General features: G+C 61.3%; 21 protein-coding genes and 1 pseudogene. 10 read left to right on the forward strand and 12 right to left on the reverse strand.

What is annotated here, in order from left to right:
• Positions 1–75 precede the first annotated feature (75 nt).
• The 5 genes from WFR25_RS13405 to WFR25_RS13425 all read right to left on the reverse strand — a co-directional run bounded on the left by WFR25_RS13405 (position 76) and on the right by WFR25_RS13425 (position 3,534).
• Positions 76–345 (reverse strand): cytochrome C oxidase subunit IV family protein, encoded by a 270-nt coding sequence (locus tag WFR25_RS13405; protein WP_336971506.1) that lies wholly within the window; start codon positions 343–345, stop codon positions 76–78.
• Complete coding sequence (locus WFR25_RS13410) at positions 338–907, reverse strand: cytochrome c oxidase subunit 3 (protein WP_336971507.1); 570 nt, start codon at positions 905–907, stop codon at positions 338–340. The genes WFR25_RS13405 and WFR25_RS13410 overlap by 8 nt, the downstream gene beginning before the upstream one ends.
• Positions 900–1,625: a hypothetical protein gene (locus WFR25_RS13415; RefSeq protein WP_336971508.1), complete on the reverse strand. Its 726-nt coding sequence runs from the start codon at positions 1,623–1,625 to the stop codon at positions 900–902. Before WFR25_RS13415 ends, WFR25_RS13410 begins: the two co-directional genes overlap by 8 nt.
• A 23-nt stretch (positions 1,626–1,648) precedes the next feature.
• A complete protein-coding gene (locus WFR25_RS13420) occupies positions 1,649–2,809 on the reverse strand; it encodes a phosphotransferase (protein ID WP_336971509.1) in 1,161 nt (386 codons plus the stop codon).
• A gap of 368 nt (positions 2,810–3,177) precedes the next feature.
• Positions 3,178–3,534, reverse strand: a complete 357-nt coding sequence (locus WFR25_RS13425) for a phytoene desaturase family protein (RefSeq protein ID WP_336971510.1) — start codon at positions 3,532–3,534, stop codon at positions 3,178–3,180.
• A gap of 72 nt (positions 3,535–3,606) precedes the next feature.
• Here WFR25_RS13425 and WFR25_RS13430 point away from each other — a divergent pair, with 72 nt between their 5' ends.
• A complete protein-coding gene (locus WFR25_RS13430; protein ID WP_336971511.1) occupies positions 3,607–3,825 on the forward strand; it encodes a hypothetical protein in 219 nt (72 codons plus the stop codon).
• 71 nt (positions 3,826–3,896) lie between these two features.
• On the opposite strand, the gene WFR25_RS13435 is transcribed toward WFR25_RS13430, so the two are convergent.
• The 6 genes and pseudogenes from WFR25_RS13435 to WFR25_RS13455 form a co-directional block, all read right to left on the reverse strand.
• Positions 3,897–4,088: a hypothetical protein gene (locus tag WFR25_RS13435; RefSeq protein WP_336971514.1), complete on the reverse strand. Its 192-nt coding sequence runs from the start codon at positions 4,086–4,088 to the stop codon at positions 3,897–3,899.
• A gap of 517 nt (positions 4,089–4,605) precedes the next feature.
• Complete coding sequence (locus tag WFR25_RS13440) at positions 4,606–5,940, reverse strand: oligogalacturonate lyase family protein (RefSeq protein ID WP_419723208.1); 1,335 nt, start codon at positions 5,938–5,940, stop codon at positions 4,606–4,608.
• Positions 5,941–5,954: 14 nt separating this feature from the next.
• Positions 5,955–7,229: an exo-rhamnogalacturonan lyase family protein gene (locus tag WFR25_RS26625; RefSeq protein ID WP_419723209.1), complete on the reverse strand. Its 1,275-nt coding sequence runs from the start codon at positions 7,227–7,229 to the stop codon at positions 5,955–5,957.
• A 3-nt stretch (positions 7,230–7,232) separates the two neighbouring features.
• Positions 7,233–8,678, reverse strand: a pseudogene (locus WFR25_RS26630) (exo-rhamnogalacturonan lyase family protein); the annotation flags it as partial.
• A gap of 28 nt (positions 8,679–8,706) precedes the next feature.
• Entirely contained in the window at positions 8,707–9,387 is a 681-nt protein-coding gene (locus tag WFR25_RS13450; protein ID WP_336971519.1) for a DUF6250 domain-containing protein, read from the reverse strand.
• Between the two features lie 121 nt (positions 9,388–9,508).
• Positions 9,509–12,238, reverse strand: coding sequence for a TonB-dependent receptor (locus WFR25_RS13455; protein WP_336971520.1), 2,730 nt, complete (start codon positions 12,236–12,238; stop codon positions 9,509–9,511).
• 537 nt (positions 12,239–12,775) lie between these two features.
• Here WFR25_RS13455 and WFR25_RS13460 point away from each other — a divergent pair.
• From WFR25_RS13460 to WFR25_RS13500, 9 genes are all read left to right on the forward strand, one after another.
• Positions 12,776–14,032 (forward strand): rhamnogalacturonan acetylesterase, encoded by a 1,257-nt coding sequence (locus tag WFR25_RS13460; protein WP_336971522.1) that lies wholly within the window; start codon positions 12,776–12,778, stop codon positions 14,030–14,032.
• 8 nt (positions 14,033–14,040) lie between these two features.
• The gene (locus WFR25_RS13465; protein ID WP_336971524.1) at positions 14,041–15,567 is read left to right on the forward strand and encodes a rhamnogalacturonidase; all 1,527 of its coding nucleotides are present in this window, start codon (positions 14,041–14,043) and stop codon (positions 15,565–15,567) included.
• 60 nt (positions 15,568–15,627) lie between these two features.
• Positions 15,628–15,942 (forward strand): L-rhamnose mutarotase, encoded by a 315-nt coding sequence (locus tag WFR25_RS13470; RefSeq protein ID WP_336971526.1) that lies wholly within the window; start codon positions 15,628–15,630, stop codon positions 15,940–15,942.
• Between the two features lie 11 nt (positions 15,943–15,953).
• Positions 15,954–18,971, forward strand: coding sequence for a glycoside hydrolase family 35 protein (locus WFR25_RS13475; RefSeq protein ID WP_336971527.1), 3,018 nt, complete (start codon positions 15,954–15,956; stop codon positions 18,969–18,971).
• On the forward strand, positions 18,972–20,087 hold the full coding sequence (gene bglB / locus WFR25_RS13480) for a beta-galactosidase BglB (RefSeq protein ID WP_336971528.1): 1,116 nt from the start codon (positions 18,972–18,974) through the stop codon (positions 20,085–20,087).
• Between the two features lie 82 nt (positions 20,088–20,169).
• Positions 20,170–21,705 carry an MFS transporter gene (locus tag WFR25_RS13485; RefSeq protein ID WP_336971529.1) on the forward strand — a complete coding sequence of 512 codons (1,536 nt, stop codon included), beginning with the start codon at positions 20,170–20,172 and terminating at the stop codon, positions 21,703–21,705.
• The gene (locus tag WFR25_RS13490) at positions 21,702–22,385 is read left to right on the forward strand and encodes a glycoside hydrolase family protein (protein WP_336971532.1); all 684 of its coding nucleotides are present in this window, start codon (positions 21,702–21,704) and stop codon (positions 22,383–22,385) included. Before WFR25_RS13485 ends, WFR25_RS13490 begins: the two co-directional genes overlap by 4 nt.
• Positions 22,385–22,672, forward strand: coding sequence for a glycoside hydrolase family protein (locus WFR25_RS13495; RefSeq protein WP_336971533.1), 288 nt, complete (start codon positions 22,385–22,387; stop codon positions 22,670–22,672). The genes WFR25_RS13490 and WFR25_RS13495 overlap by 1 nt, the downstream gene beginning before the upstream one ends.
• 24 nt (positions 22,673–22,696) lie before the next feature.
• The gene (locus WFR25_RS13500; RefSeq protein WP_336971535.1) at positions 22,697–23,884 is read left to right on the forward strand and encodes an SGNH/GDSL hydrolase family protein; all 1,188 of its coding nucleotides are present in this window, start codon (positions 22,697–22,699) and stop codon (positions 23,882–23,884) included.
• A 3-nt stretch (positions 23,885–23,887) separates the two neighbouring features.
• Here the strand turns inward: WFR25_RS13500 and WFR25_RS13505 are convergent, their stop codons facing one another.
• Entirely contained in the window at positions 23,888–24,733 is an 846-nt protein-coding gene (locus WFR25_RS13505) for an alpha/beta hydrolase (protein WP_336971536.1), read from the reverse strand.
• Position 24,734 lies beyond the last annotated feature (1 nt).

Raw genomic sequence — 24,734 nt, forward strand, 5'->3', positions numbered from 1 at the left:
CGCGCTGCCGGGATTGCTCGACTTCTTCCTGATGCGCGTGCCGAACGTCTATAAATTCGGCTATAACTTCAACTTCTAGGCGAAGACGCCATACCAGAGCGTCAGAATCGCGGCCCCGAGCGCAAGCACCCACAGTTCCAATGGTGCCCGCAATGCCAGGGGCGCCTCTGAAACCTCCATGAAGTACAGGATGACGACACGGATTTTGACGAGGGCGATGATAATGACGATGGCCGTCACAATGCCTGCCTGATCAAGCCATTGGACGCCACTTTCGAAAGAGAGCAGTGTCAGCACCAACAGTACGGCCCACCAGAATATGAGCCGCCGATCCCCCCTATCCATGGCTACCCGCCAGATAGAAGAGCGCAAAGAGCATAATCCAGAGCAGATCGACGAGGTGCCAGAAGATGGCGCCACATTCGATGATCATTGTACGGGTCGTTGAAGGGGGACGACCCATTGCAACGGCAGCCATATAGATCAGCCCTGCGGACCCGATCAGTACATGGGCGAGGTGGATGCCCGTAAACGCGAAATAGTATATGTAGAAATCATTGGTCAACGGCGTGATGCCGTGACCAATCTTCTCGCCATATTCGACGGCTTTGAGCGCTGTAAAAATCGCTCCGCACACAAGGGCGCACCGGAACAGTGTCGCCCCGCCTGGCCGGTCATCGCGTACCCGGCGGACGCCAAGAGCAACGAACAAGCTACTCGTGAGCAGGATGATGGTGTTGGCCAGGCCGATGCCGCCATTCAGCGTCTCATGGGACCGCGCGAACATTTCAGGCTGCTGCCCACGATAATGAGTGAAAATCAGGAAGAAGAGCGAGAAGACCAGCAGGTCGCCGCCAATGAGAACCCAGATCCCGGCTTCGCCCGGAACACGTTTGGCCTCAGCCATCGCTGGCGCTCATCGCCTCTTGCTGCCGGATCGCGCGAAGCAAGACCACCAACGTCATCGTCATCCAGATGCCAAAAATGGAAAAAGGTATCCAGTAGGTCAGAAGCCCGTTCCAGGCGAATGGCCCGGTGCGCGGCAGAAGGGCAAAGGCGCCGATCTCGAACATCAGGGCCGTCCAGACGACATAATAGCCGTACCAGCGCGGGAAGGGATTGAGCGGATGACCGCGCCGCGACAATGCCAGATAGGCGATCGGCACCATGTTGAAAATGAAGAACTGGTCGGTCGTCACCAGCGTCAAATTGGCCAGTTCATGCATCAACAGCGTGATTTCCGGCGGCCGATCAGGGCTGAACGCCGCCACGCCCCAGAACAGGGGTGGCAGCACTAGGAAGATCGTCATCATCATCCCGCCGCCGAACTGCAATATCGACCAGATCGGAATGCCCTTCTCCAGCCGTACGGATTGGGCGACGAGCACGACATAGATGGGGATTGCGAAGGCCGCGCACCATGAACAGATGACCGCACCAATCCGGATCGACAGGCTGTTTGCCTGATAGAAAGCGGCGACCTGCGCAGCCGTATCCGTTGCCGGATTGAGCGGCAGCAGGCGGATCAGCAGCCAGTAGGACAGGCCGAAAGCGATCATCATCACCCAGCCCCACCATAGCATGAAGCGTTGCGCCCTAGGACTGATCGTCGGATAAGTCATCATTTCCCCCTTTCACCAGCCGTCCTTCAGTTGAAAGCGGTGGCCGAACCGGCGTCGTCCATTGCGGTGCTGATCCGCGTGAGGAATTCAATCGTCGTGTCGCGCGGCTGCATGTCCGGCAGCCCCTCGGGTGGGCAGAGTGTCACAAGCCACCAACTCAGCGCCGTCCACAATTGCTGCCGACAGTGTAGCCAGGCTTCGTCCATCGACACTTTCGGTCCACCATGACGCGCCAGTTCTTCCAGATAATAGGAGATAAGGTCCCGTTCCCACTTCCGGCGATCCTCGATCGTCAGCGCGGTCGCGATCGTATAGATCAGATCGCGCGACCAATGCCCGATATTCGAGCACTGCCAGTCGCTCAGGCCCATTTCGCCGTTCCCGGCGACGTACCAGTTTTTCAGATGCACATCGCCATGGGTGATCGTGCGCGGAAACTCCGCGTGACGAGCCACCGACTGCATCATACGATCCCACATCCCGTCTTCACCCGTCGCATAGATGGATGCCGGCAGGACGTCGCGCGCCTCATGGAAGGCTTTTCGCACGCCCGATTCCAACCCGAAGTCGCAGGACCGACGATAGAAATTCTCCCAGGTCGGCATCTGGTCCAGGTTTCGCTTCACTTCAGCCTCGGCGTAGCCCGAGGCGTGAAGCCGGGCGAGCAGTCGCATCTGGCTCTCAGCCCTTTCCCGGCTCATAGCTGTCCTGTCGTCGCAGAAGGACTGCACTGTGTCGGTCAGATCGCCCAAAATGATGAGTGAATTGCACGATATCTCATTCCATGCCGCAAAATGGGCAACGGGCACTTCCATCTGCACATGGGGTCGGAAAAGATTGTAGAAATTAACCTCGCCCTTGGCGCCGCCAGATACGCCCAGCACCATGCGATTGGCGAGATCATGGGAAGCCTTGCAGAATATATGCTCAGGCAGGCCAGCGGCGGCACCAGCCGCGTTATAGCCGACCGTGATGCGACGCCGATTAGATGATCCATTGTCCGGTGGACCAAGCACAAGGGACGTGACCCTGGCACCGCTGACGCCGCTACACAGCGCCTCCGTCAACCACTCCTCCGTCAACTCCTCATAGCTGCGTGGCAGATCGGCGACGGTGGAAACCTTCTTGAAACCGCGCTCCTGGTCGGCGGCAAAGGCGGTCTGAATCTGTTCCAGAACCTCGGACATCGGCTCTCCTTACTGTTGTCGGCTCTGTCTGGCCGCGCTCCTTCGCGCCTATAGGATGCTTAAATATAATTCGCAAGCATACTGTATGCATTTTTGATGCGATACGAGGGTGCCGATCAAGCCTTCCGATCCTTGCGGAACAGCAGTGAGGCTATGAACAGCATCGTTTTCAGGTCCAGCAACTTGAATGCCTTGCGTGCTTCACCTGGTGTCAGGACGGCCCGAACCGGCGCGTACCCATGATTTCCCCGTGAATGATCAACTCGCTTCCCTCGCGCTCGATCTTCTCGACGGTCATCAGATTCTCATAGTCTTTGGTCAGAAGTTGCATGATTGCGGTTCCTCTCAAAATGTATCGCGTCGGCGGCTCACCAGCTCACGAAGCCCTTCTGGTACGGGATGCCGAAATCCTTGTAGATCTTCATCGCCGACGCCCGTCCGCCCAGCGTCGCCAGCCCGCCCGGATGGGTGGTGCAACCCGTCAGGAACAACCCCTCGATCCCCGGAATTTTATATTGCGACAATTCCGGCGTCGGTCGCGCGCCCATCAATTGGTTGGCCGTCATCGCGACGCCCATGATATAACCCTTTTTCATGATCCGGTTGTGCGCGGCATGATCCGGCGGGCATTCGATGAGGCGGCCGAGTATTTTTGAGTGGTCGATATTCTTCGTGAACTTGCTGAACCAATCGAACAGGGCATCACCGGCCTTTTGCTTGTCCACCGCCCAGCCATCCTTCGTCTCGAAAGGCGCAAAGCAGCGAATTGCTACCGGCACCTACCACGACAATATCATGTGACATTCGACATCTCTCTGTTCTTGTTGATCCACGAACACGCGCCGCCCAACGTCGGCAGGCCCCATGGAAAGAAGGCTACACTCGCCGCCGGCCTCGCGCCCGACACAGAACTTTCCGTCAGCAAGCCAGAAGAAGCCATCGATTGGAGACAAGCACTCATGACAAGCATTATTCAACAAGTGTTGAATTTGGTCAAGTGGTTCGCTTGCATATGACATCCTTGCAGATGCCCACAATCTCTATGATGCCGTTGTCATTTTCGCCCTTGCGCCGCTGGACGGCATATTCAGCTTGGCACGGGCGAATGAACCCAGGATGGAAGCGCTCGAGTTCCGTCCTTCGCATAGACGGGATTGCGGCATTCCTCCAATATGTCCAACCGATCGCCGCGCGGCGCCCAGCCCAGTTCTTCACGTGGTCGGGGCAGCGCTGCCGACTGTAACTGCACAGCGCGAAACCGGCCATGAAGGGGTTCCATATCTGCTGTCCCCCCCAATCGTCACGCTGCGCGTCGCTATGCCCAACGTGTCTGAGACAGCCCCGGCCATGACGCCATGGGACACCTCTCCCGACACGGAGAAATAAAGCGCTCCGGCTCGCCCCTTGGAAGCAGCCCGACCGCTGCGTACCAATTAGGTGGGGCGTTCGCTTTAAAAGAGATGGACGTAGGCGATGTAAGAAACGAATATCGCCGACATTGCGATGCAACACCGGTTTGCATATTCATCAATCTTTGACATGGCCTCTCCTCACGGTCTTGTGCCGTTACAGCCAGATAGCATTTCTCCGCTTCACCCGCCACAAAAATGATGTGCAAGCATATCATTCGCATTGCATCCAGCACTGAGGTAAAAGCGGACGAGCGAATGTGGATTGTGCGACCGTCGCATATCAACCAGAAAAAAGCTGCTTCCCAATGAGAAGAGGGCGCGGACCGTTTTGGTCCACACCCTCTTTCTGCACATCGCGTCGCTGTTGTTAAGGATGCATCTACATCAGTTGACCGCCGCTACGCCCTTGTTCACTTCCACAGCATAAATGTGGTTCTCCCCCTCCATGTTGGAGCGGAAGATCATCCATTTGTTATCCGGGGTGAAGGTGATGTTGGGTTCCAGGCGATAATCATGTTTTCGCATGTCGACGATCTTGTCCGCCTCGAATGTGCCGGGTGAGATCAGATGCTCGCTGTCGTCGGCATGGATACCGGCGACGTCGGGCACATCCTTGGGCGTAAAGAGGTAGAGATATTTACCATCAGGGGCATGGGCGACCATCTCACTGTCCCCGCCGTCGCCGGAAAAACGCTTCAGATCGGGCGACTGATAATAATGGACCGACCACATATTGCGATCGACATGGTACCATTTGCGCTTGCCGGTCGACAGTTCGTAGCCCGCCAGCCAGAAATCCTCGCCGCGTGGGGTTTGCAGATCGTACCAGATCCACTTGCCATCGGGCGAGAAGAACTCGTGGCCCGCAATTTCCATGTTCATCGTGCGCTTGTGGATCAGCATATTCTGGCTGCCGTCGGTGCGAACGGTCCAGATGCGATCAACCTTGTGCCATGGCCCTTCATGGCAATACATGATGAGCGTGGGATCGGTCGGTGAGAACTGGACATGGTTCAGCCAGTCGGTCGAGGCCACGACGACCTTGCGTGCGCCGGTGCGGATGTCGATGGTGAAGATCTCCATCGGAATTTTCGCCTCCAGCCGTTCGTTGAGGCGCACTTCCTTGGCCTCCGCAAAGCTCAATGGCTTTCCGTCCGGGCCATTGGCTGCATAGCTCGCCTGACCGAATTGCTGGCGGATTTCGGGACCGCCCTGCTTTTGTGTGCCGTCGGGCTGGAGAGGCTTGTCGCTCGCCGCCCATTGGCCCAGCAACAGCGTCTCGTCCGCGTTGATCGAACCGATCGAGCCACGGGCAACCGTTGCAATCTTGCGGACCTTACCGCTGTCGATGTCGGCAGCGAAGATGGTGGTCGCCCCTCCCCCGTCATTGCGGCCGTGGCTGGCGTAATAAGCCGTGCGCGTCTTGCGCCCAGTGAAGAGCAGTTGCAGATCCTTGCCCTTGACCAGCGGCGTCACGTTCCAGTCGGTCAGTGTCACCACTGAAATGCCATTGGGGACGGAGATGACCATCTTGTCACCCTGCGGCGTATAGCTGTTCTGGTGGAAATAGAGGCTGGCGCTGCCCGCTTCCCTGCTAATCCGCAGGATGCGGTGGCCGGTCAACTGATCCACCCACTGCTTTGCCGGTTCTGCGTGGAGCGCGGGTGTGGAGAGGGTCGTGGCGGTCAGGGCCAATGTGGCCAGGAAAGCATATTTCATGCGTGCTACTTTCGTCATGCCCCTGCCCCGTCGCCAAGGGCGTCCGGGATCAGGGCGAGATTTTCGATGGCGGCAAGGCCCCACTGTGCTGCCGCATTGGTCGAGACGTTTGGCCATTCGATGACCCGACCGTTGAGTCCCGCTCCCTTCACCTCGATCCGGGGATCGCCGGTAGAGAGGCCAAGCCCCGCTTCGCCGGAGAGGAATTCCTTCCATGCGCGTTGGGCCATCGCCTTGTCGCCCGTTTCACGGGCCAGAAACGCGGTGAGGCGCGAATGCCCCTCCTGAAGATTTCGACGGCCATAAGGAAGGTTGAACTGCACTTTCCACTCTTCAGGTGAGGCGTTGAACCAGCGGCAATAGTCGAGCCAGGCCGTGCGGTAGCGGGGTACGTCCAGCAGTTGGAACAATTCCGCATTCACTTCCACCGCGCCGAAAACGGCGTTGAGGTGCGAGATGGATATCTTGTCCCCCGGCCCCGTGAAACGCCCGGATTTCAGGTCATAGGGCGCGCTGCCTGCCAACCAGCCATATTTGAGCCGACCGATACTATCCATGCCCGCGATCAGCCGATCACGCCAGCGCGTGTCGCCTGTGCGCTCCCATTCCGTGAGCCAGGCCGAGGCGACCGAACACCACATGGTGCCAAAGCTGAGGTCGATGACGCCATCGGGCAGAATCTTCTTTTCCGCGCCCGGCACCTTGCGGCCGATTTCGACCGTCTGGAGCGTGTGATCGGAGGGGAGCAGCGTGCGCATCAGGTCGCCGACCCGCTCATCGCCGCCGGTGAGATAATAGAAGGCGCGGCGATACATGACGTTGCTGACGCGTGGTTGTTTGCTGCTGTCGCTCCAGTGTTGGACGCCGTGGCGGGTGCCCATGCCGACGAAGCGGCCCATATGATAGACGTCGACCTCTCCGGTATGCCGCGTCATCGCCTCGGCAAAGCGGAAGGCGGTGGCGTTCCCGGTCCGCAATACACTGTACCAGAGCCAAAGGTCGGGCGAGAGTTCGCTATTGTCCCACGCATAACCACCAATGTCGTAGCGCCACTGGTGCCGGTCGCTGTCATAGGTGTGCATGACGTCGCCATGGTTCCAGAAGCCATACCAGCTACGCCGATCGACCTCGCCCGCATAAAAATCGACGAGGTTAGCGTTCTGATCCTCGATCCGTGCTTTGAGCGGCGTCGAGCGATCGGGGAGCGCCCACGGACCCAATACCTGCGCCATGTGGATGCGTTCCGGCGTCACCATCAGTTGCGGCGGCGTGGCGTTCGCCTTCGCCATCGCTGCCAGCCTATCGGCGTCCGGCGTGGCATCAAGCGCCCAGAGGGTCAGTTCGCTGGTGCGGGCGACGCCGGTGGAACTGTCCCAGCCGGGCTCATAATCCTCATAGGTGATGTCCAGTCCTTCATTCTGGGCATCATATTCCTCCATTCCCATGACGTCGCGATAGGGGCGCATGTCCATCGGCGGCGCGTCCGGCGACCAGAGCCAGGCGGTGAGCGCAGCTTCGTCCGTATCGGCACGGCGGATGTTGATCTGCCCCGGATGCCGCTCCCAGAAATAGCGGGTGGCGAGCGCGACGCCGCCCTGCGGCCCGCCGATATAGCCAAGGCCCAGCGAGCGGATGCCAGCGGTGGAGTCGATCCATGCCTGCCCGTCCTGCGTGCGCTTGACGATGGTGAAGCCATCGGCGGTCGGCTGGCTGAGGGTGAAGTCACCCCAGGTCGGGATGCGATCAATCAGGCCCCGGACATTGGGAGATACCGCCTCCATCGGCACCGTGCGGCCTGCAATCTGGGCCTCGCGAACGGCTTTGCCCGGATCGCGACGCAGGCCGGTCAGCGGGCGCACCGCTTCGGCAAAAAGATGGCCTTCGGTAGTGGCGAGCCGCACATGGCGATCGTGGGGCGCGCCAGTCATCGGCACGGCGGCTTCCAGACCAATGCCGCTGACGAAATCCTTCGCTGGGTCGCCATCGAAGATGAAGCTGTGAACGACGCGCAGATGATCGCCACCCGCAAAGGCGTAGAGGCGGATGGTGAAGGGCAACCACTGGCGGCCTGCGCCCGCATGCACGCCCTCAATCTTCACGACTGCGCGGACGGGGCCTTTTTGCTCCACGGTCGCTTTGTCGATGCGACCGGTGAAGGCGGTACGCTTGCCCCCCTGCGGTGCATCGTCAACCTGGGCGACCAGCGTGAGCGCGCCCATGATACGGCGGCTACCGCGCGTGGCGGACCGGATAATGGCATTGCCGGAGCGGCCGATCGTCCATTGCAGGCGGCCAATGGTGATGCTGATCGCATCGGTAGTTTCGCGGATAAGTACGGGCGTATCCGGACGAGCGGGCGCGCCTGGGGCGACGCTGTAGCTACCCGCGCTGTCGGCGACTGCGGGAAGCGCATGGGCGGTCCATTTGGCGGAGCCGTCGGGCCAAGTGGCAAGGGTCCAGTGCTGTGAGGGAACGGCCTTGCCATCCGCGTCGCGCACCGTAAGCGCCTTTCCACCCTTCAGCATGCCACGCGGCCATGGCACACCGAAGGTCTGACCAAGCGATAGCGAGGGCGCGGCGTCATCGATCCAGCGAACCGGTGTCTGCGGCAACGGTCCACCACGTACAGCGGCTGCGCGCGCTGACGCTGGCAGTAGCGCAATCGCGCCGCCCAGCAGCCCGAGGCGCAGGCTGTCGCGACGGTTAATCCCACTGTTGACCGGGGTTTCCTTGTTCATCGCTGGCTCTCCCTTTTTGCTTTTCTGGTTAGATACTGGTGATGGTGAGGTTGCGGACCTGGATATGGCTCTGCGTGGTGCGAATGCCGAAATGGCCGCTTCGATAGGGGGTTGGGTCGTTCATCTCGAACAGCAGCGCGCCGTCGCGCTCCACGGTGATGCGGTGGCCATCGGCGATCAGGGCGAGGTGGAACCAGCGGTTGGGTTCCAACATATCGGCTTTTGCCGGACGGTCATGCTCGGGCAGCAAAGGGCGATCACCGGGACGACCGACATAGCGACGCATCCGTGTGGTCGTATTCCGGTTGCCGCCAATGCCAATATAATAAGTACGGAGTGTGTCATACTCCTCGAACTTGCCGCTGCGCGGACGAGCGAGGGCCGAGCCGCCGGGCGCGGCGGGATCGGTTGCCATCCAGAAGGCATTCACGTCGCTTACTTCATCATGCGGGCCGCCCGCAGAAACAACGCGGACGTCATAGGCAATGGCGACCCGACCTTTGAGGGATGTTTTGTACCAGAGCGTCAGCCCCCTGGGCGCGACGATGTCAAGCACCCCGCCCTGCGCGGTGACGGTCGCGGCGCCATCGGCCTCCAGTTGCCATTGGCCAAGACCGTCGCGAAAATCGTCACCCCTTGGCCGGGACCGCGCCTGAGCGGCGACAGGCATGGCGGCGAGTGAAGCGATCAACAGGCGTCTGTTCAACATCCCTTGGGCGAAGTCCTGTGGCCAAAAGGAAGCTGCGAAGCCGGTTAGACAGTGAATGTCGGGCCGAACTTCGCAGCCGCAGGAAATTCGGTCCGACACCGCCGGACCGAGGGAGGAACGATTAGAGCTTGAAGCGGATGCCGCCATAGACGCGGCGACCATAGGTTTCGATGATCGTGCGGCGATACACGCTGTTGGCATTTTCCTTGCGGGTGGCATCGAGCAGGTTGACGCCTTCAAGGAACAACGAGAGACCCGGCATCAGCGTGACGTTGAGCGAGGCATCGAACTGACCGAAGGCCTCGCCGAACTCTGGATTGCCGCCCCGGCCTGATGCCGCGATCAGATATTTGGATCGCCAGTTATACGACCCACGCAGGCTAACCACGTCATCCTCATAATAAGCGGAGAGGTTATAGCTGTGCCGCGACAGCCCTTGGAACGGCAGCGATTCCTTCGTGAAGGTGTCGACGCCGTTATAACCGCTATCCTTCTGGAAGGTGTAGTTGGCGATCACCCCCATATTTTTGATGACCGGCGCATTGATGAAATCAAACGCGATCTGCGTTCCGGCCTCCACGCCGTTGATCGTCACCTTCTGGTCGTTCGAGACGGGGAAAGTGATCGCATAGACCGTTCCGGTCGCGGGGTCCTGATATCGTTCAACGGTATTTTCGATGAATGAGCTGATTTCCTTTCGGAAATACGTCACCGATGCGAAGCTGGTCTTGTTGATGTAATATTCCAGGCCTGCGTCATATTGCCGCGCTCGATATGGTTGCAGATCGGGATTGCCACGCGACCCGGTCAGACCGACGACATCGAGCGTAAAGCGCGGCGCAAGCTGTTGCGGCAGTGGGCGTGCCATCACTTCGGTAGCGGTCAGGCGCGCTTGAAGCTTGTTGGGGATTAGTTCTGCTTTTAGATTGATCGACGGCAGGAACTCGGTGCTCTTGCTGCCGAACGCGACCGGGCTGATCACCAGCCCCGCGCTCTGGAAGCCCGACGTATCGACCTTCGTATTGACAACGCGTGCGCCAAACACGCCGCTGACAGGGATGGCGCCGACATCAAAGGCAAAGGCGGCCTGTGCAAAGCCGGCAATGTTCCGCTCCTTCACCTGCCACGTATCCGTGTAGGTCTGGCAAGTGCCATCCGCGCTGGTCGGGCAACCACCCGGCGCGAAGGGATCGGGGATGCCGACCGCATCGGCAACACCCTGGGTCATGTTCAGCCAGCCCGTGTAGCCGTTGCTGAAACCCAGATCGCCGGTGTTGAAGAAGGGCGAGGTGCCCAGCGCTGCGTTGCCGCCGACGATACCCTGAATCTGGTTGCGGACGGCAAGGTTGCTGAACCCGTCAAGCGTCGTCGTGCGATTGTAGAGTCGGCTCTTGACGGTCAGGTCGCGATATTGCGCGCCGACCTTGAACGACGTGAACGGGCCGCCATCCGGCGCGTATTCGGCATCCAGCTTCGCCATCTTCTCTGCCTGGTCATCGTAACGGGGACGACGCTGCACGGTAAGTTGGTTGATGCCGGCCGTGGTGGTCGGATCGTTCGGCAGGATGATCTGCGGCGCCTGCTGGCCGTTCGCATAATCGACGATCAGGCTGGACATGCCCAGAACAGAGGCGGTTGCGTTGATCTCGTTATTATAGGCCTTGGCCTTCGAATAGGAGATTTTCGGGGTCAACGTCAACTTGCCGGTCGTCCATTCCGCACCCAGCGCGACATTATAGGTGGTGCGGGTGATGTCGCCCAGAATGTTGCGATAAGACACACCGAGCTGCTGTGCGACGGGCAGCGCCGTATTGTTCGTCATTTCCAGATGCTGGACGGTGTTATCCGGTCCGATGACGGTCTTCGACAGGTCCAGCAAGCCGCCAGTGGTGCCGGTCTGGAGATATTGCGACGTTACCGACTGCTTCGAGCGGGTCCAGTTGCTTTCTACATAAGCCTTGAAATCATCGCTCGGACGCCATTCGAGAATGCCGTTCAACGCATAGCGGCGCGTTTCCAGCCGGTTGATGACATAGCGTGGAATGTCGGGGAAGAAATCGCCAACGCCATCGTTGTTCAGGTCATAGGGCTGGTTGCCCGGCGTCGATAGATCACTATCGATCTGCCGCCAACCGGTCGTCCGGGCATCATGCGTTTCGACATTGCGGTTTTCGAACGTACCGGACACCAAAACGCCGATGGTGCCGTTCGCGAAGGTATCGCTGCCGATCAACGCCAGGCGGGGGTCCATATGATCGCCGATGTCGGCATAGATCGCCTGGGCCGAACCCGCGAGGTAAGGCTTGCCGCCATTGTCGAACGGACGGCGCGTAATGACGCGCACGGTACCGCCGACGCCGCCCTCGGTCATGTCTGCGGTGGCTGATTTCACGACTTCCAGGCGGTTGACGAACTCGGACGGAAGGTCACGGAAGTCGACGTCGCGACCGCCGCCGACGGTAGTCGACAGCGCGGTGGTTCCGTTGATCTCGACGCGGTTGAGCGATGGCTCGGCACCGCGGATGGAAACACCTGTCCCTTCGCCACCCGACCGGGAAATCTGCACACCGGTAACACGCTGTAACGCTTCACCGACATTCTTGTCGGGGAACTTGCCGATATCCTCCGCCGAGATCGCGTCCAGAACCTGAGGTGCATTGCGCTTGGCAGTCAGTGCGCCCTGAAGGCTGCTGCGGATGCCGGTGACGACAATGTCCTGAGCGGCGCTGTCATCCGCCTGCGCGGCGACATCCTGCGCAAATGCAGCAGGCGTGATCGTCAGCGCGGCAATGACCAGAAGCGACGCAGCGGATGCCCGCGACGGCATGGAATGGAAACGAGAAACAGGCACGGTATTCTCCCAGAACACTAGATATTCGGCAGTCCGTTGCGATGGGCGGCCGACTCGTCGGCAACTATCTCCAGCGGATGCGGCACAATAGAAATGTTAGAAAGCCGTTGTTTTTGATCGACATGCGACCGTTGAAGGCATCCTCTTTTCTATATGTTGGGATGCTGTCGCGAAATATGAACATTGTGTCAAGGCCATTCGTTTCAAAGTGCGACGAGAGGCGGTGCCTTGCGCCGTCCTATTTTAACCGTCCATGCAAAGGCCATTGATCCTTTGACGTTCCCGATATATGAAATCCATCAATCACATAATGGGACATGGCGTTCGGCCTGCCGATTATCAAAAGGGGAGCACCTGACATGCCAATGTTGTCGAGGCTGCTGCGCAGGCGCCTTGTTCCGGCTGCGGCCTGCTTCCACACCGTTTTCCGCCGCCACTGCACTGGCTGCGCCTGGGGTCGCATCGCTTTTGCGGGCGACCCCATTTTTTCTCAATCCGCCGCCTGGCGGCCCACGCGATAGGGACGTCCGCATCCTCATGCCCATCGGTTCCGTCCTTGCCCTTATGCTGAGCGCCGCCCCATTGCCTGCCCAATTGCCCGCACTGCCGCCGCCCTTCCCCATGACCTTCACGCTCGCCACGGAGGCTGCACGGGCCGGTTCGCAAGCCGTGAGTCGAGCGCATCTTTACGAAGCGGGAGGGTATGGGTTCGAGCCGGGCGCGACAGATGCGGGGTTCCTCTTCTCGGTCACTGTGCCGGAAGGCAATTATCGGGTGACCGTGCGCCTTGGCGATCGCCGGTCGGCGGGATTGACCAGCGTGAAAGCGGAGGCGCGCCGCCTGATGCTGCGCGATGTCGCGACCCGCAAGGGGGCGTTTCGGGAGGTCAGCTTCCTGGTCAATGTCCGCACGCCGCTCCTGGCGTGCCCCCCTGAAACAGCACCGGGCGGCGTCGCCGTGCTGACCACGCCGCGCGAACAGGCAAGCTATGCCTGGGACGAGAAGCTGACGCTGGAGTTTCTGGGCCAGCCCAGGATTGCGTCGATCACGGTTGCGCCGGTTGAGGCGCCGACCCTGTATCTGGTCGGGGATTCGACCGTGACCGACCAGCGCTATGAACCGGCGGCCAGCTGGGGCCAGATGTTGCCTGCCATGCTGGACGACAAGGTCGTGGTCGCAAATCATGCGGAATCGGGCGAGACGCTCAAATCCTTCCTGACCGAGTTGCGGCTGGCGAAGGTGCTGTCGCGCATGAAGCGCGGTGACTGGCTGTTCATCCAGTTCGGACATAATGACCAGAAGGCGAACTGGCCGCAAACCTATGCCGACCCGGTGTTCACCTATCCCGCCTATCTGCGCACCTATATTGCCGAAGCGCGGGCGCGCGGTGCGAATCCGGTGCTGGTGACGTCGCCCGAGCGGCGCAATTTCGATGCGCAGGGCAGGATTACCGACACGCTGGGCGACTATCCCAAGGCGGTGCGCGCGGTCGCGCAGGCGGAGGGGGTGCCGTTGATCGACCTCAATGTTGCGAGCCGCGCCATCTACGAAGCGTTGGGGCCGGAAGTCGCGCCGCTGGCCTTCAACGATGGGGGGAAGGACAAAACTCACCATAATAATTATGGAGCGTGGTTGCTGGCCAGTGCGGTGACGGAACAGATCCGCGCGCAGATTGGCACGCTTGCCCCGCATGTGACGATGCCCGCCTTTGATCCCGCCCATCCGCCTCTGCCGGACGCGGTGAAGATTGCGCCGAGCATCGCGCACAGCAGTCAGCGGCCCGCGGGCAATTGAGCGCGCGGATGTCACGGCGGGAGATGGGGCTTGGTTTGGCGGCGGGCATGACCGCCCTGCCCTTTGTTGCCCATGCGGCGAAAATGGTCGGTATCCGGCAGCATGGCGCGCAAGGTGATGGACGCAACATCGACAGCGGGGCGATCAACGCCGCCATTGAGGCTGCATCGCGCGCGGGCGGTGGTACGGTGCTGATCCCGGCAGGACGTTATCTGTGCTTCTCTATCCGGCTGCGGAGCAAGGTGACGCTGATGTTCGCTGCGGGCGCGGTGATCGAGGCGGCGGACCCCGAGCGGCATGACGGGCATTATGATGCGCCGGAGGATGGGATCGACCAGCTATACCAGGATTTCGGGCACAGCCATTGGCACAACAGCCTGATCTGGGGTGATGATGTGTCGGAGGTGGCGATCGTCGGGCCGGGGCTGATCGACGGCGCGGGCCTGACCCGCGACGGGCCGGGTGCGCGCTGGAAGAAGCAGGCGGGCGAGCGGCCTCTGTCGATGCGCGGGATGAGCGAGGCGGATATTGCCCAACTGGAACCAGCCGCCGCCGCCATGCGGGGCAAGGGCAACAAGGCGATCGCGTTCAAGAATGGGCGGAACATAAGGCTGTCAGGCTTTTCGATCCTGAAGGGCGGGCATTTCGCGATATTGGCGACGGGGACGCAAGGGCTGGAGATTAGCGACCTCAGCATCGACACCGATCGCGACGGCATCGACCTGGACTGCGTGCGCGATGTGAAGGTCGAGCGGTGCCGGGTCAATTCGCCCAATGATGACGGGATCGTCGTCAAGAGCAGTTATGCATTGGGGCGCGCCGTCGCAGCAGAGAATATTCTGATCCGCGCCTGCGCCGTATCCGGCTACGATATGGGGTCGATGCTGGACGGAACTTTGCAGACGACCCAGCAGATCGCGCCGGATCGCGACCGGGTGACGGGGCGGATCAAGCTGGGCACGGAAAGCAATGGTGGGTACCGCAATGTGCGGATCGAGGATTGCACCTTTACCCGCTGCCGGGGACTGGCGTTGGAAACAGTCGATGGCGGTGTGATGGAAGACATCATCGTGCGCGGCCTGACGATGCGGGAGGTGACGACGGCGCCGCTTTTCCTGCGCGTGGGCGATCGGCGGCGCGGGCCTGAAGGAACCGGCATCGGCGCAATCCGGCGGGTGTCGATCAGCGATGTGCATGCGACGGGGATCGATCATCGTTTCCCGGCGAGCATCGCTGGCCTGCCGGAAAGTCCGATCGAGGATGTAACGCTGACGGACATCGACCTGACCTATCTGGGTGGTGGGACGGCGGAAGATACGGTGCGGCGCCCCGCCGAGCTGGCCGATGCCTATCCCGAACCCAGCATGTTCGGTGTTCTTCCCGCCTGGGCGTTGTGGGTGCGTCATGCGAAGGGACTGCATATCGACGGCTTTGCCGCGCGAACGCAGAGCGCGGATGCCCGCCCTCCCTTTGTCATCGAAAATGCACCGGGTCTTCGCGTCGAACGGACATCGCTTTGGTCCGTGCGGCGTTGACGGCTGCATTTATTCCATATATTATCACTTCATTCCATATAATGGTTTATCGGAGAGGTTATGACCACCCACGCTTTCAAGATGCAGCTAAAGCCCGGCGTGGTCGCGGAATATCGCAAGCGGCATGACGAAATCTGGCCGGAACTATCCGACCTGCTGCGCGAATCCGGTATCTATGATTATTCAATCTTTCTGGACGAGGACACGCTATCCCTGTTCGCCGTGCTGAAGCTGCGCGAGGATAATAGCCGCGACACCCTGCCCCAGCATCCGGTGATGAAGCGCTGGTGGGACTATATGGCGCCGTTGATGGAGGTCGAGCCGGGTAACAAGCCCCGCGAATGGCCGCTGGCGCCCCTTTTCCACCTCGCCTGACGGAGCCGGTCATGTTGCTGCGCGCCGCCGCCCTTCTTCTGTCGTCCACGCTGCTCGTTCCGCTGCCCGTAATGGCGCAGGAGGCGAAGCCCACTGCGAACCTGTCCGCGCCGGTCAAGACGTTCGGCCGTGTGTCCTTCGACGCGCGGTCGCTGATGATCGATGGCAAGCGGCAGATCATCTGGTCTGGGGAGTTTCATCCGTTCCGCCTGCCCAGCCCCGACCTGTGGCGCGATGTTCTGCAAAAGATGAAGGCGAGCGGGTTCAACACGGTTGCGCTCTATTTCGACTGGGGATTCCACAGCCCGAAAAAGGGCGTGTATGATTTCAGCGGCATTCGTGATCTGGATCGTCTGCTCAAAATGGCTGAGGAGGAAGGCCTCTATGTCATCACCCGCGCTGGGCCTTATGTGAATGCCGAACTGTCGCGAGGTGGCTTCCCCGGCTGGCTGGCGAATCAGCGCGGCAGGGCGCGGACCGATGATCCTGAATATATGGCCGCCGCTGATGAATGGCTGACGCAGGTCAATGCGATCATTGCGCGTCACCAGATCAATGGCGACGGCAAGGGCAACAAGGGCAGCGTCATTCTCCACCAGATCGAGAATGAGCTGTCCGTGACCACGGCTGCCCAGCGGCGTTATATGGATCATCTTTTTGCCAAGGCGCGGGCCGATGGCATCGATGTCCCGATTTTCCATAACGATCAGGGTCGCAACGGTTATTGGGTGCCTGAAAGCTCCAAGGTCGAAAAGGTCGTGCATGGCCCGAACGACATGTATGCGTTTGACGGCTATCCGGGTGGCACCTGCACCGTTCAGGGCGAACCGACCCGCAATGTCGCCGCGCCCGACTGGGGCTATTATGGTCCCGGCGGGGCGAAGGGTGGCGCATCGGCCTCTCCCGACACGCCCGGTTTCGCAGCGGAATTTGGCGGCGGCTGGTTCGATTATTGGGGTTCCAACGGCGGCTATGCGTGCAACGCAATCCAGCGGGGCAAGCGGTTCCAGCGGGTCTTCTACGGCACCAATCTGGCCAACGGCATCGGCATCCAGAGTTTCTACATGGTCTATGGCGGGACCAGTTGGGGATGGCTGCCCGCGCCAGTGGTGTTCACCAGTTATGATTATGGCGCGGCAATCTCCGAAGCGCGCGAGGTTCGCGGCAAGGCCGAGGAACTCAAGCAGCTTGGCGGACTGATCGCGGCGGTGCCCGATCTGGCGGGGATGATCCCGGCGGGTGCGGTGCAGATTTCCTCGCCCAATATTCAGGTCTATCATAATAAAAGTCCGGAGAGCGATGCGCGCTTCCTGATGGTGACGCACAAGCCGTCCAATGGGAAGACAGACGACAGCTTTACCATCACGGCGGATTTGCCGGACGGGCGCTATGTGCTGCCGATGCGGTTGAACGGCTTTGACGCCAAGTGGCTGGTCGCGGGCGTGACTATCGGTGGGCAGCGGCTGGTCTATTCGACGTCGGAGTTGCAGACGGCGCTGAGGATCGACGGCAAGGATCTGGCGCTGGTCTATGGGCGCGCGGGTGAGCCGGGCGAGACGGTGCTGCGCTATGCCTCCGCGCCCACAGTCACGGTGCTGGAAGGTGATGTGACGAGTGCGTTCGACGCGGCGAAGGGCGATTTGAAGCTGAATTATGCCCATAAGGGACGCTCGGTCGTGCGGATCGAGGGGGGCGGTCGCCCTGCCCTGACGCTGCTGATCGCCGATGAAGCCGAAGGCGCACGGTACTGGACACCGCAGATGAACATTCTGGTGCGCGGGCCTGCTCTTGTGCGAACGGCAAAAGCACGCGGCGGACAGTTGGCGCTGACCGGCGATACCACGAGCGAGGCACCGCTGGAAATCTGGGCGCCTGCCACGTTGAACAGTGTGAGTTGGAACGGCGCGAAGGTGGCGATGAAGGCCAGCGCCATCGGCAGCCTGTCGGCGACACAGGCGCTGGCCGGACCAGCGGACGTCGTGCTGCCGCAATTGACGGGCTGGCGCGTCGCCAAGGGATCGCCCGAGGCGGAGCCTGCGTTCGACGACAAGAACTGGCAGGCGATCGACAACCGCTCGTCCGCCAGCATCACCGCGCGGCCGGACGGGCAGCCTAATATGGGCATGGACTCCTATGGCTTCCATGATGGCGACGTCTGGTATCGCGGGCGCTTTACCGGGACGCCGGACGCTAAGGCGCTGGCGCTTTATTACGGCGCAGGCGGTTCGGGCATGGTGCAGGCCTGGGTCGATGGCCAGTTCATCGGTCAGGGCGAATTGCCCGGCGGCCTGCCCCGTCCGATCACGACCGGCACAGCGCGGTTCACCTTGCCCGCCAGCGCCCAGACGCCCGGCGAGCATGTGCTGAGCGTCATGGTCCGCAATAATGGCCATAACTGGGATCTGGACGTCGATGATTTCCACAAGGAAGCACGCGGCCTGATCTCCGCATCGGTCGAAGCGCCCGGTGGGCGCAGCTTCGGCGTGCCGATTGCCTGGAAAATTCAGGGCAAGCAGGGCGGCGAAGACCTGACCGATCCGGTGCGCGGCGTCGCCAATAATGGCGGCCTGGCGGGCGAACGGCAGGGTTGGCATCTGCCCGGCTTCAACGACGCCAAATGGGCGAGCGCATCGGTCCCGGCGGCAAAGGCGGAGGCGGGCACAAGCTGGTATCGCACCAGCTTCGACCTTGCCGTGCCCAAGGGGCAGGACGCGACCATCGCTCTGTCCTTTGGCGATACCGATACGCCGCGTTCGGTTGGCCACTATCGCGTGCTAATGTTCGTCAATGGCTGGAACATGGGGCAGTTCATCGCCCATGTCGGGCCGCAACGTATCTTTCCGATCCCCGAGGGCATTTTGAACCATCGGGGCATCAACCATGTCGCGCTCGCCGTCACATCCGATGGCGAGCCGGGTAACGCGCTGGAACAGGTCCGGCTCGTCACCCTTCGCAACGTCCGGGGCGGATTGCCGGTGCAGATGGTCGCCGCGCCCAACAGCCCCTCAGAACTCAACAGGAGACAATAATTGGCCGCCCTCAACCACGACATCCCGCGCGCAGACGTCAGCGCGGCGATTGCCAAGCTGATGCACAACCTCGTCAACATCAAGGACGAGACGGGGGAGTTCCTGCTCCATCTGGAAGATGGACGTATCATTGACACCAAGGGTTGGGCCGGGTGGGAATGGACCCATGGCATCGGCCTGTTCGGCATGTGGCGCTATTTTGAGCAGACCGGCGACGCGAATGCTCTGGCGATCATCAAACAGTGGTTTGAAGACCGCTTTGCCGAGGGCACGCCGACCAAGAATATCAACACGATGGCGCCCTTCATAACGCTGGCCTATCTGTATGAATATGAGCCGGACCCGCGCTACATCCCCTATCTGGATACATGGGCCGAATGGCTGATGGCGCCCGATGGGCTGCCCAAGACCGAGGAAGGCGGCTTCCAGCACATCGTCTTTAATGACGAGAATCCCGGCGAGATGTGGGACGACACCTTGATGATGTCGGTCCTGCCGCTGGCCAAGATCGGCCTGCTGCTGAACCGCCCGCATTATGTAGAGGAAGCCAAACGCCAGTTCCTCATCCACATCAAATATCTGTTCGACAGTAAGACGGGCCTGTGGTTCCATGGCTGGGATTTCAACGGTCGCCACAATTTCGCTGAGGCGCTGTGGGCGCGCGGCAATTGCTGGGTGACGATCGCGATCCCCGAGATCATCGAGATTCTGGATTTGCCGCAGGGCGACGCGATTCGCAGCTTCCTGATCGACACGCTGGCCGCTCAGGTGAAGACGCTGGCCGAAACTCAGGATGCCGAGACGGGCCTGTGGCACACGCTGATCGTCGATCCGACCAGCTATCTGGAGGCATCGGCCACCGCCGGTTTCGCCTATGGCATCCTGAAGGGCGTGCGTAAGGGCTATCTGCCGCGTCATTATGAGGAAGTCGGCATCAAGGCCGTGCGCGGCGTGCTGGCGAATATCGACGAGACAGGCGAACTGAAGCAGGTCAGCTTCGGCACGGCGATGGGTGACACCCAGCAATTCTACAAGGACATTGCGCTGACCTCCATGCCTTATGGTCAGAGTCTGGCTATCTGTGCCCTGGGTGAGTTCCTGCGGACCTACATCTGATTGATCGGGGCGGCGGGCATTCGGGTTCGCCGCCCTTCACCACCACGGGCGACAGGCAAGAGCTACGCCCAGGAGAGCGACTTTGAACCCAGCCCCCCCTGCCCCGGCCACCGGCGCACGCCCCGTTCGCCTGATCAATTATGTCGCCTATGGGTCGAACGATGTGCTGGGCGCGGGGTCGATGGCGGTCATTTCCGGCTGGGTCCTGATCTTCTATACGCAGTTCTGCGGCCTTTCCGCCGGACAAGCGGCGACGATCTTTGCCGTGGCGCGCGTGCTGGACGCCTTCGCCTCGCCACTGATCGGCTATATCTCTGACCATTTCGGCGCGACCTGGCTGGGTCGTAAATTTGGACGGCGGCGCTTCTTCATCCTTGCGGCCATCCCGCTACTCCCCAGTTTCGCGCTGATGTGGCTGCCGGGGCAGAGCTTCTGGTATTATCTTGTCAGCTATGTGCTGTTCGAACTGGTCTATGCGATGGAGATAATCCCGTTCGAGACGCTGGCCGCCGAAATGTCGAGCGATTACAAGACCAAAGCGAAGTTCGCCGGGTCGCGCATCCTGTTCGGGCAGGTTTCCGCGATCCTCGCCGGTTTCCTGCCGATGTGGCTGATTACGGCCCTTGGCCGGGATAGCGCCGACACTTTCTTCTACATGGGCATGATCTTTGCCGTGTTGTTCATGGCGACGGCGGCCTTCCTCTACTTCTTCTCGTGGGAACGGCATATGCCGGGCGCGGCGGCGCTGGAGGTGCAGGCTGCCCCCGGTGGCGGCGGCGTTGGGTCCGCGTTCAAGGCTCTGTATCGCAATCTGTTCTCGACCATGCGCATCCGGGCCTTCCGCCTGCATCTGGGCATGTATCTGGGCGGCTATATCAGTCAGGACATCTTCAACGCGGCTTTCACCTTCTTCGTGATCTTTGCGCTGGCCGGATCGACGGCGATCGCTTCAGGCCTGCTGGGCACCATGTATATCGTGCAGTTCGTGGCGGTCATCATCGCCATCAATCTGGCGCTGCGTGCGTCACCCAGCCTTGCCTACCAGATTGCGGCGACCTGCTTTGGCGCGGGCGTGCTGGTGCTGCTGGCCTTCTGGAACGGCGGCGTGACGGCGGCGAGCTGGCTGCTGTGGGTGCCGATCGCGCTGGCGGGGCTTGGCCGCGGGGCGCTCAACTATATTCCCTGGGCGACCTATAATTATATGGCCGATGTGGACGAGATCGTGACCGGCCAACGGCGCGAAGGCAGCTTTGCAGGGGTGATGACCTTCGTTCGCAAGGCGACGCAGGCCGCCGCCGTCGCCGGTGTGGGCTTCATCATGCAGGCGGGCGGATTTGTGTCGGGCGCGCCGGTGCAGAGCGCGGGCGCGATCCATACCATCGCGCTGCTGCTGGGCATCGGGACGATCGGCACGCTGGCCTTTGGCATCATCGTGTCCACGCGCTTCCGCCTGACGCCCCGGACGCATGACATATTGATGCGCGAGATCGAGCATCTGCGCGGTGGTGCGCGAGTGCCAACATCGCCGGAACATCGCGCGGTGGTCGAGGATCTGTCGGGCTGGCGCTATGAGCAGTTGTGGGGCAAAAATCCCGTCGCGCAGACGGCCGCATCGTGATCGGTCTGGCCGCGCTGCTGCTGGCGGGCGCTGCCGCCGGTAGCGATGTCGCACCCAAGCCACTGTTTCGTGATCCGGTCCATGACGGGGCGGCCGACGCATCGACCGTCTATGACCGCAAGAGCGGCGAATGGGTGATGTTCTATACCAATCGCCGGGCGAACATGCCGCTGGCGGATGCGAAGGACGTCCGCTGGGTCCACGGCACGCATATCGGCATGGCCCGGTCGCGCGATGGCGCACAGTGGCGCTATGCCGGCGTCGCCGACATTCCCAGATCCTGCTCAGGCGAAACGCAGTGGGCGCCCGAGGTTCAGCGGTTCGAGGGGCAGTGGCATATGTGGCTGACCGTCGTTCCGGGTGTGTTCAACGACTGGAATCATGAGCGGTTCATCGTTCACCTGACCAGCACGGACCTGAAAAGCTGGAGCTGCGGCGAGCGGCTGGAGCTTGGCTCCGACCGGGTGATCGACGCGAGCGTCGCGGCGCTACCGGGCGGCGGATACCGGCTATGGTATAATGATGAGCGGCAGAACAAGGCGATCCGCTATGCCGACAGCGCAGACCTGATCCACTGGACGGTGAAGGACCGGATTACCGATACGCCGGGCGAAGGCCCCAAGGCGTTTCGCTGGAAGGGCACTGGTGGCTGGTGTCGGATGCATGGAAGGGCCTGCTGATGATGCGGTCCGTTGATGGCGTCACCTGGACACGGCAGGACGGCTATTTGCTGCCCGATGCGGGTCAGGCGCCGACCGATGGGGCCAAGGGGCAGCATCCCGACGTGATCGTTGCGGGGAAGCGCGCCTATCTCATCTACTTTGTCCATCAGGGCGGTGAGGATGAGGCAAGGGCCAACCCCGACTGGCATCGCCGGTCGGTGCTTCAGATTGTCGAGTTGAAAGAAAAGAACGGCGTGATTACGGTCGATCGCAACGCGCCGGTGCATGTCCGGCTAAAACGCTGAACTAGACTATTAGGGGGGATATATATGATCAAGCGCCTGCTCTGCCTGCTGGCCGCTACGATGATGGCTGCGCCCGTTTCCGCGCAACATTGGTCGCGCAGTTGGGCCATCGCACCCGTGCAGTCGGGACGCGTTTCGTCCTCCCCTGACCTACGCGACAAGACCATTCGTCAGGTCGTTCGCCTGAGCAATGGCGGCAAGCAGCTTCGGATCAGGTTAAGCAACGAGATGTCGAGCGCTTCGTTGCGGGTCGGCGCCGTGAGGGTCGCACTGGCCGACGCGAATGGAAAGATTGTCCAGGGTAGCAGCAGGGTCGTGACCTTCGACGGCGATGGCACGCTGACCGTGCCGCCGGGCGCGCCGATGGTCAGCGACCCTGTCCCCATGGCCGTCAAACCGCTCACGCGCATTACCGTCAGCATCCATCTGCCCGAGGGCGCCGCAGCGCCGACAATACATGGCTATGCCGGGGCGACCGGCTGGATCGCTGGCGGCGATCAGACAAACGCGGTCACGCTTGCCAACCAAGTGACGACGATGCAGCGGATCATATTGTCAGGGGTCGATGTCGAGACGGCCCGCAGCGCGCGGACCATCGTAGCGCTGGGGGATTCCATCACCGATGGCGTGCGCGCCACCAATGATAGCGACCGGCGCTGGCCCGACCTGTTGGCGGAGCGTTTGCAGGCGGGTAACATGCGCGATGTCGGCGTCGCCAACCTGGGCATCAGCGGCAATCGCCTGCTGAACGACAGTGGCGGTGGCGGGATCAACGTGCTGGCGCGGTTCGATCGCGACGTGCTGACGGTGCCGGGGGTTAGTCATGTGATCCTGCTGGAAGGGGTCAACGACCTGGGCACCGCCGCGCGCGAGGGGGCAATCATGCCCAGCGCCGACGACATCATCGACAGCTATCGCCAGATGATCACACGGGCGCATGATCGTGGGGTGAAGGTCATATTGGCGACCATCCTGCCGTATAAGGGCGCCAGCTATTGGAGCGAGGCTGGGGACACTGTGCGCCAGCAGGTCAATGCGTGGATCAGGGACAATGACGTCGCCGATGGCGCGGTCGATTTCGACCGTGCGATAGCCGATCCCGCCGATCCGCTCCGCATGGCCAAGCCCTATGATATAGGTGACGCACTGCATCCCAATGATGCCGGATTCCGTGTGATGGCGGACGCCGTCCCACTCAAACTGCTGCGGTAAGGGTCAGTCGCGAAACCCCATCTGCGCGAGCCATGCTTCGCATAGCATGGGCCAGAGCGACACCGGTTTACCCACCGTATCCAACGCAAAGCCGTGCGGCGCGTCGGCGAAAATGTGCAGTTCCGCCATGCCACCTGCCGCGGTCATCGCGGCATGGAGACGGTGGGCATTGTCCACCGGCACCACGGCATCATTGCCCGCATAGACGATGAAGGTTGGCGGCGGATCGGGGAGCAACTGCACGTCGGGTTGCAGCCTGTCATACATGGCCTGTTTTTCGCGCGGGGGCAGCGGAGGTTTGTCGGCGATGATCGTTCGCCCCTTCGCATTGGTCGAAATGGGCGCATAGCCAACGACCAGCAGATCCGGCCGGGTGGACTGGCCGGAATGGGTCGATGTCGGCGGCGACCAATCGGACGGATAGTCAGCGGCAAGGCACGCGGCGAGATGGCCGCCTGACGAGAGGCCGATGACACCGAGGCCGCGCTCTGCAAGGCCGCTCGCACGGATGGTTCGCATGGCTTCCATGGCGTCATCCAGCGACGCGCTCACGCCATGATCGGCATTGGGAAAGCGGTGGATGAGGACGAAGGCGTGATAGCCGAGGCCGGTCAGCCATTGGGCGACCGCCACCCCTTCCCGTCCCGCCATCAGCGCGGTGTAGCCACCGCCGCCAAGGACCAGCATAGCGCGACCATTGGGGTTTTGCGGGGTATAGCCCAACAGCATGGGACAGGCGACCGCCGTCATGACCGCGCTTTCGGGCGCGCAGTTCACATCGTCGAGCGTGAATGCGCCGTCGGTCGCATCCCCTGCCCATAATGGCGAAACAGTGTCGGCTTCCAGCATG

The organism is Sphingobium aromaticiconvertens (genome assembly GCF_037154075.1).
Taxonomy (GTDB): Bacteria; Pseudomonadota; Alphaproteobacteria; order Sphingomonadales; family Sphingomonadaceae; genus Sphingobium; species Sphingobium aromaticiconvertens.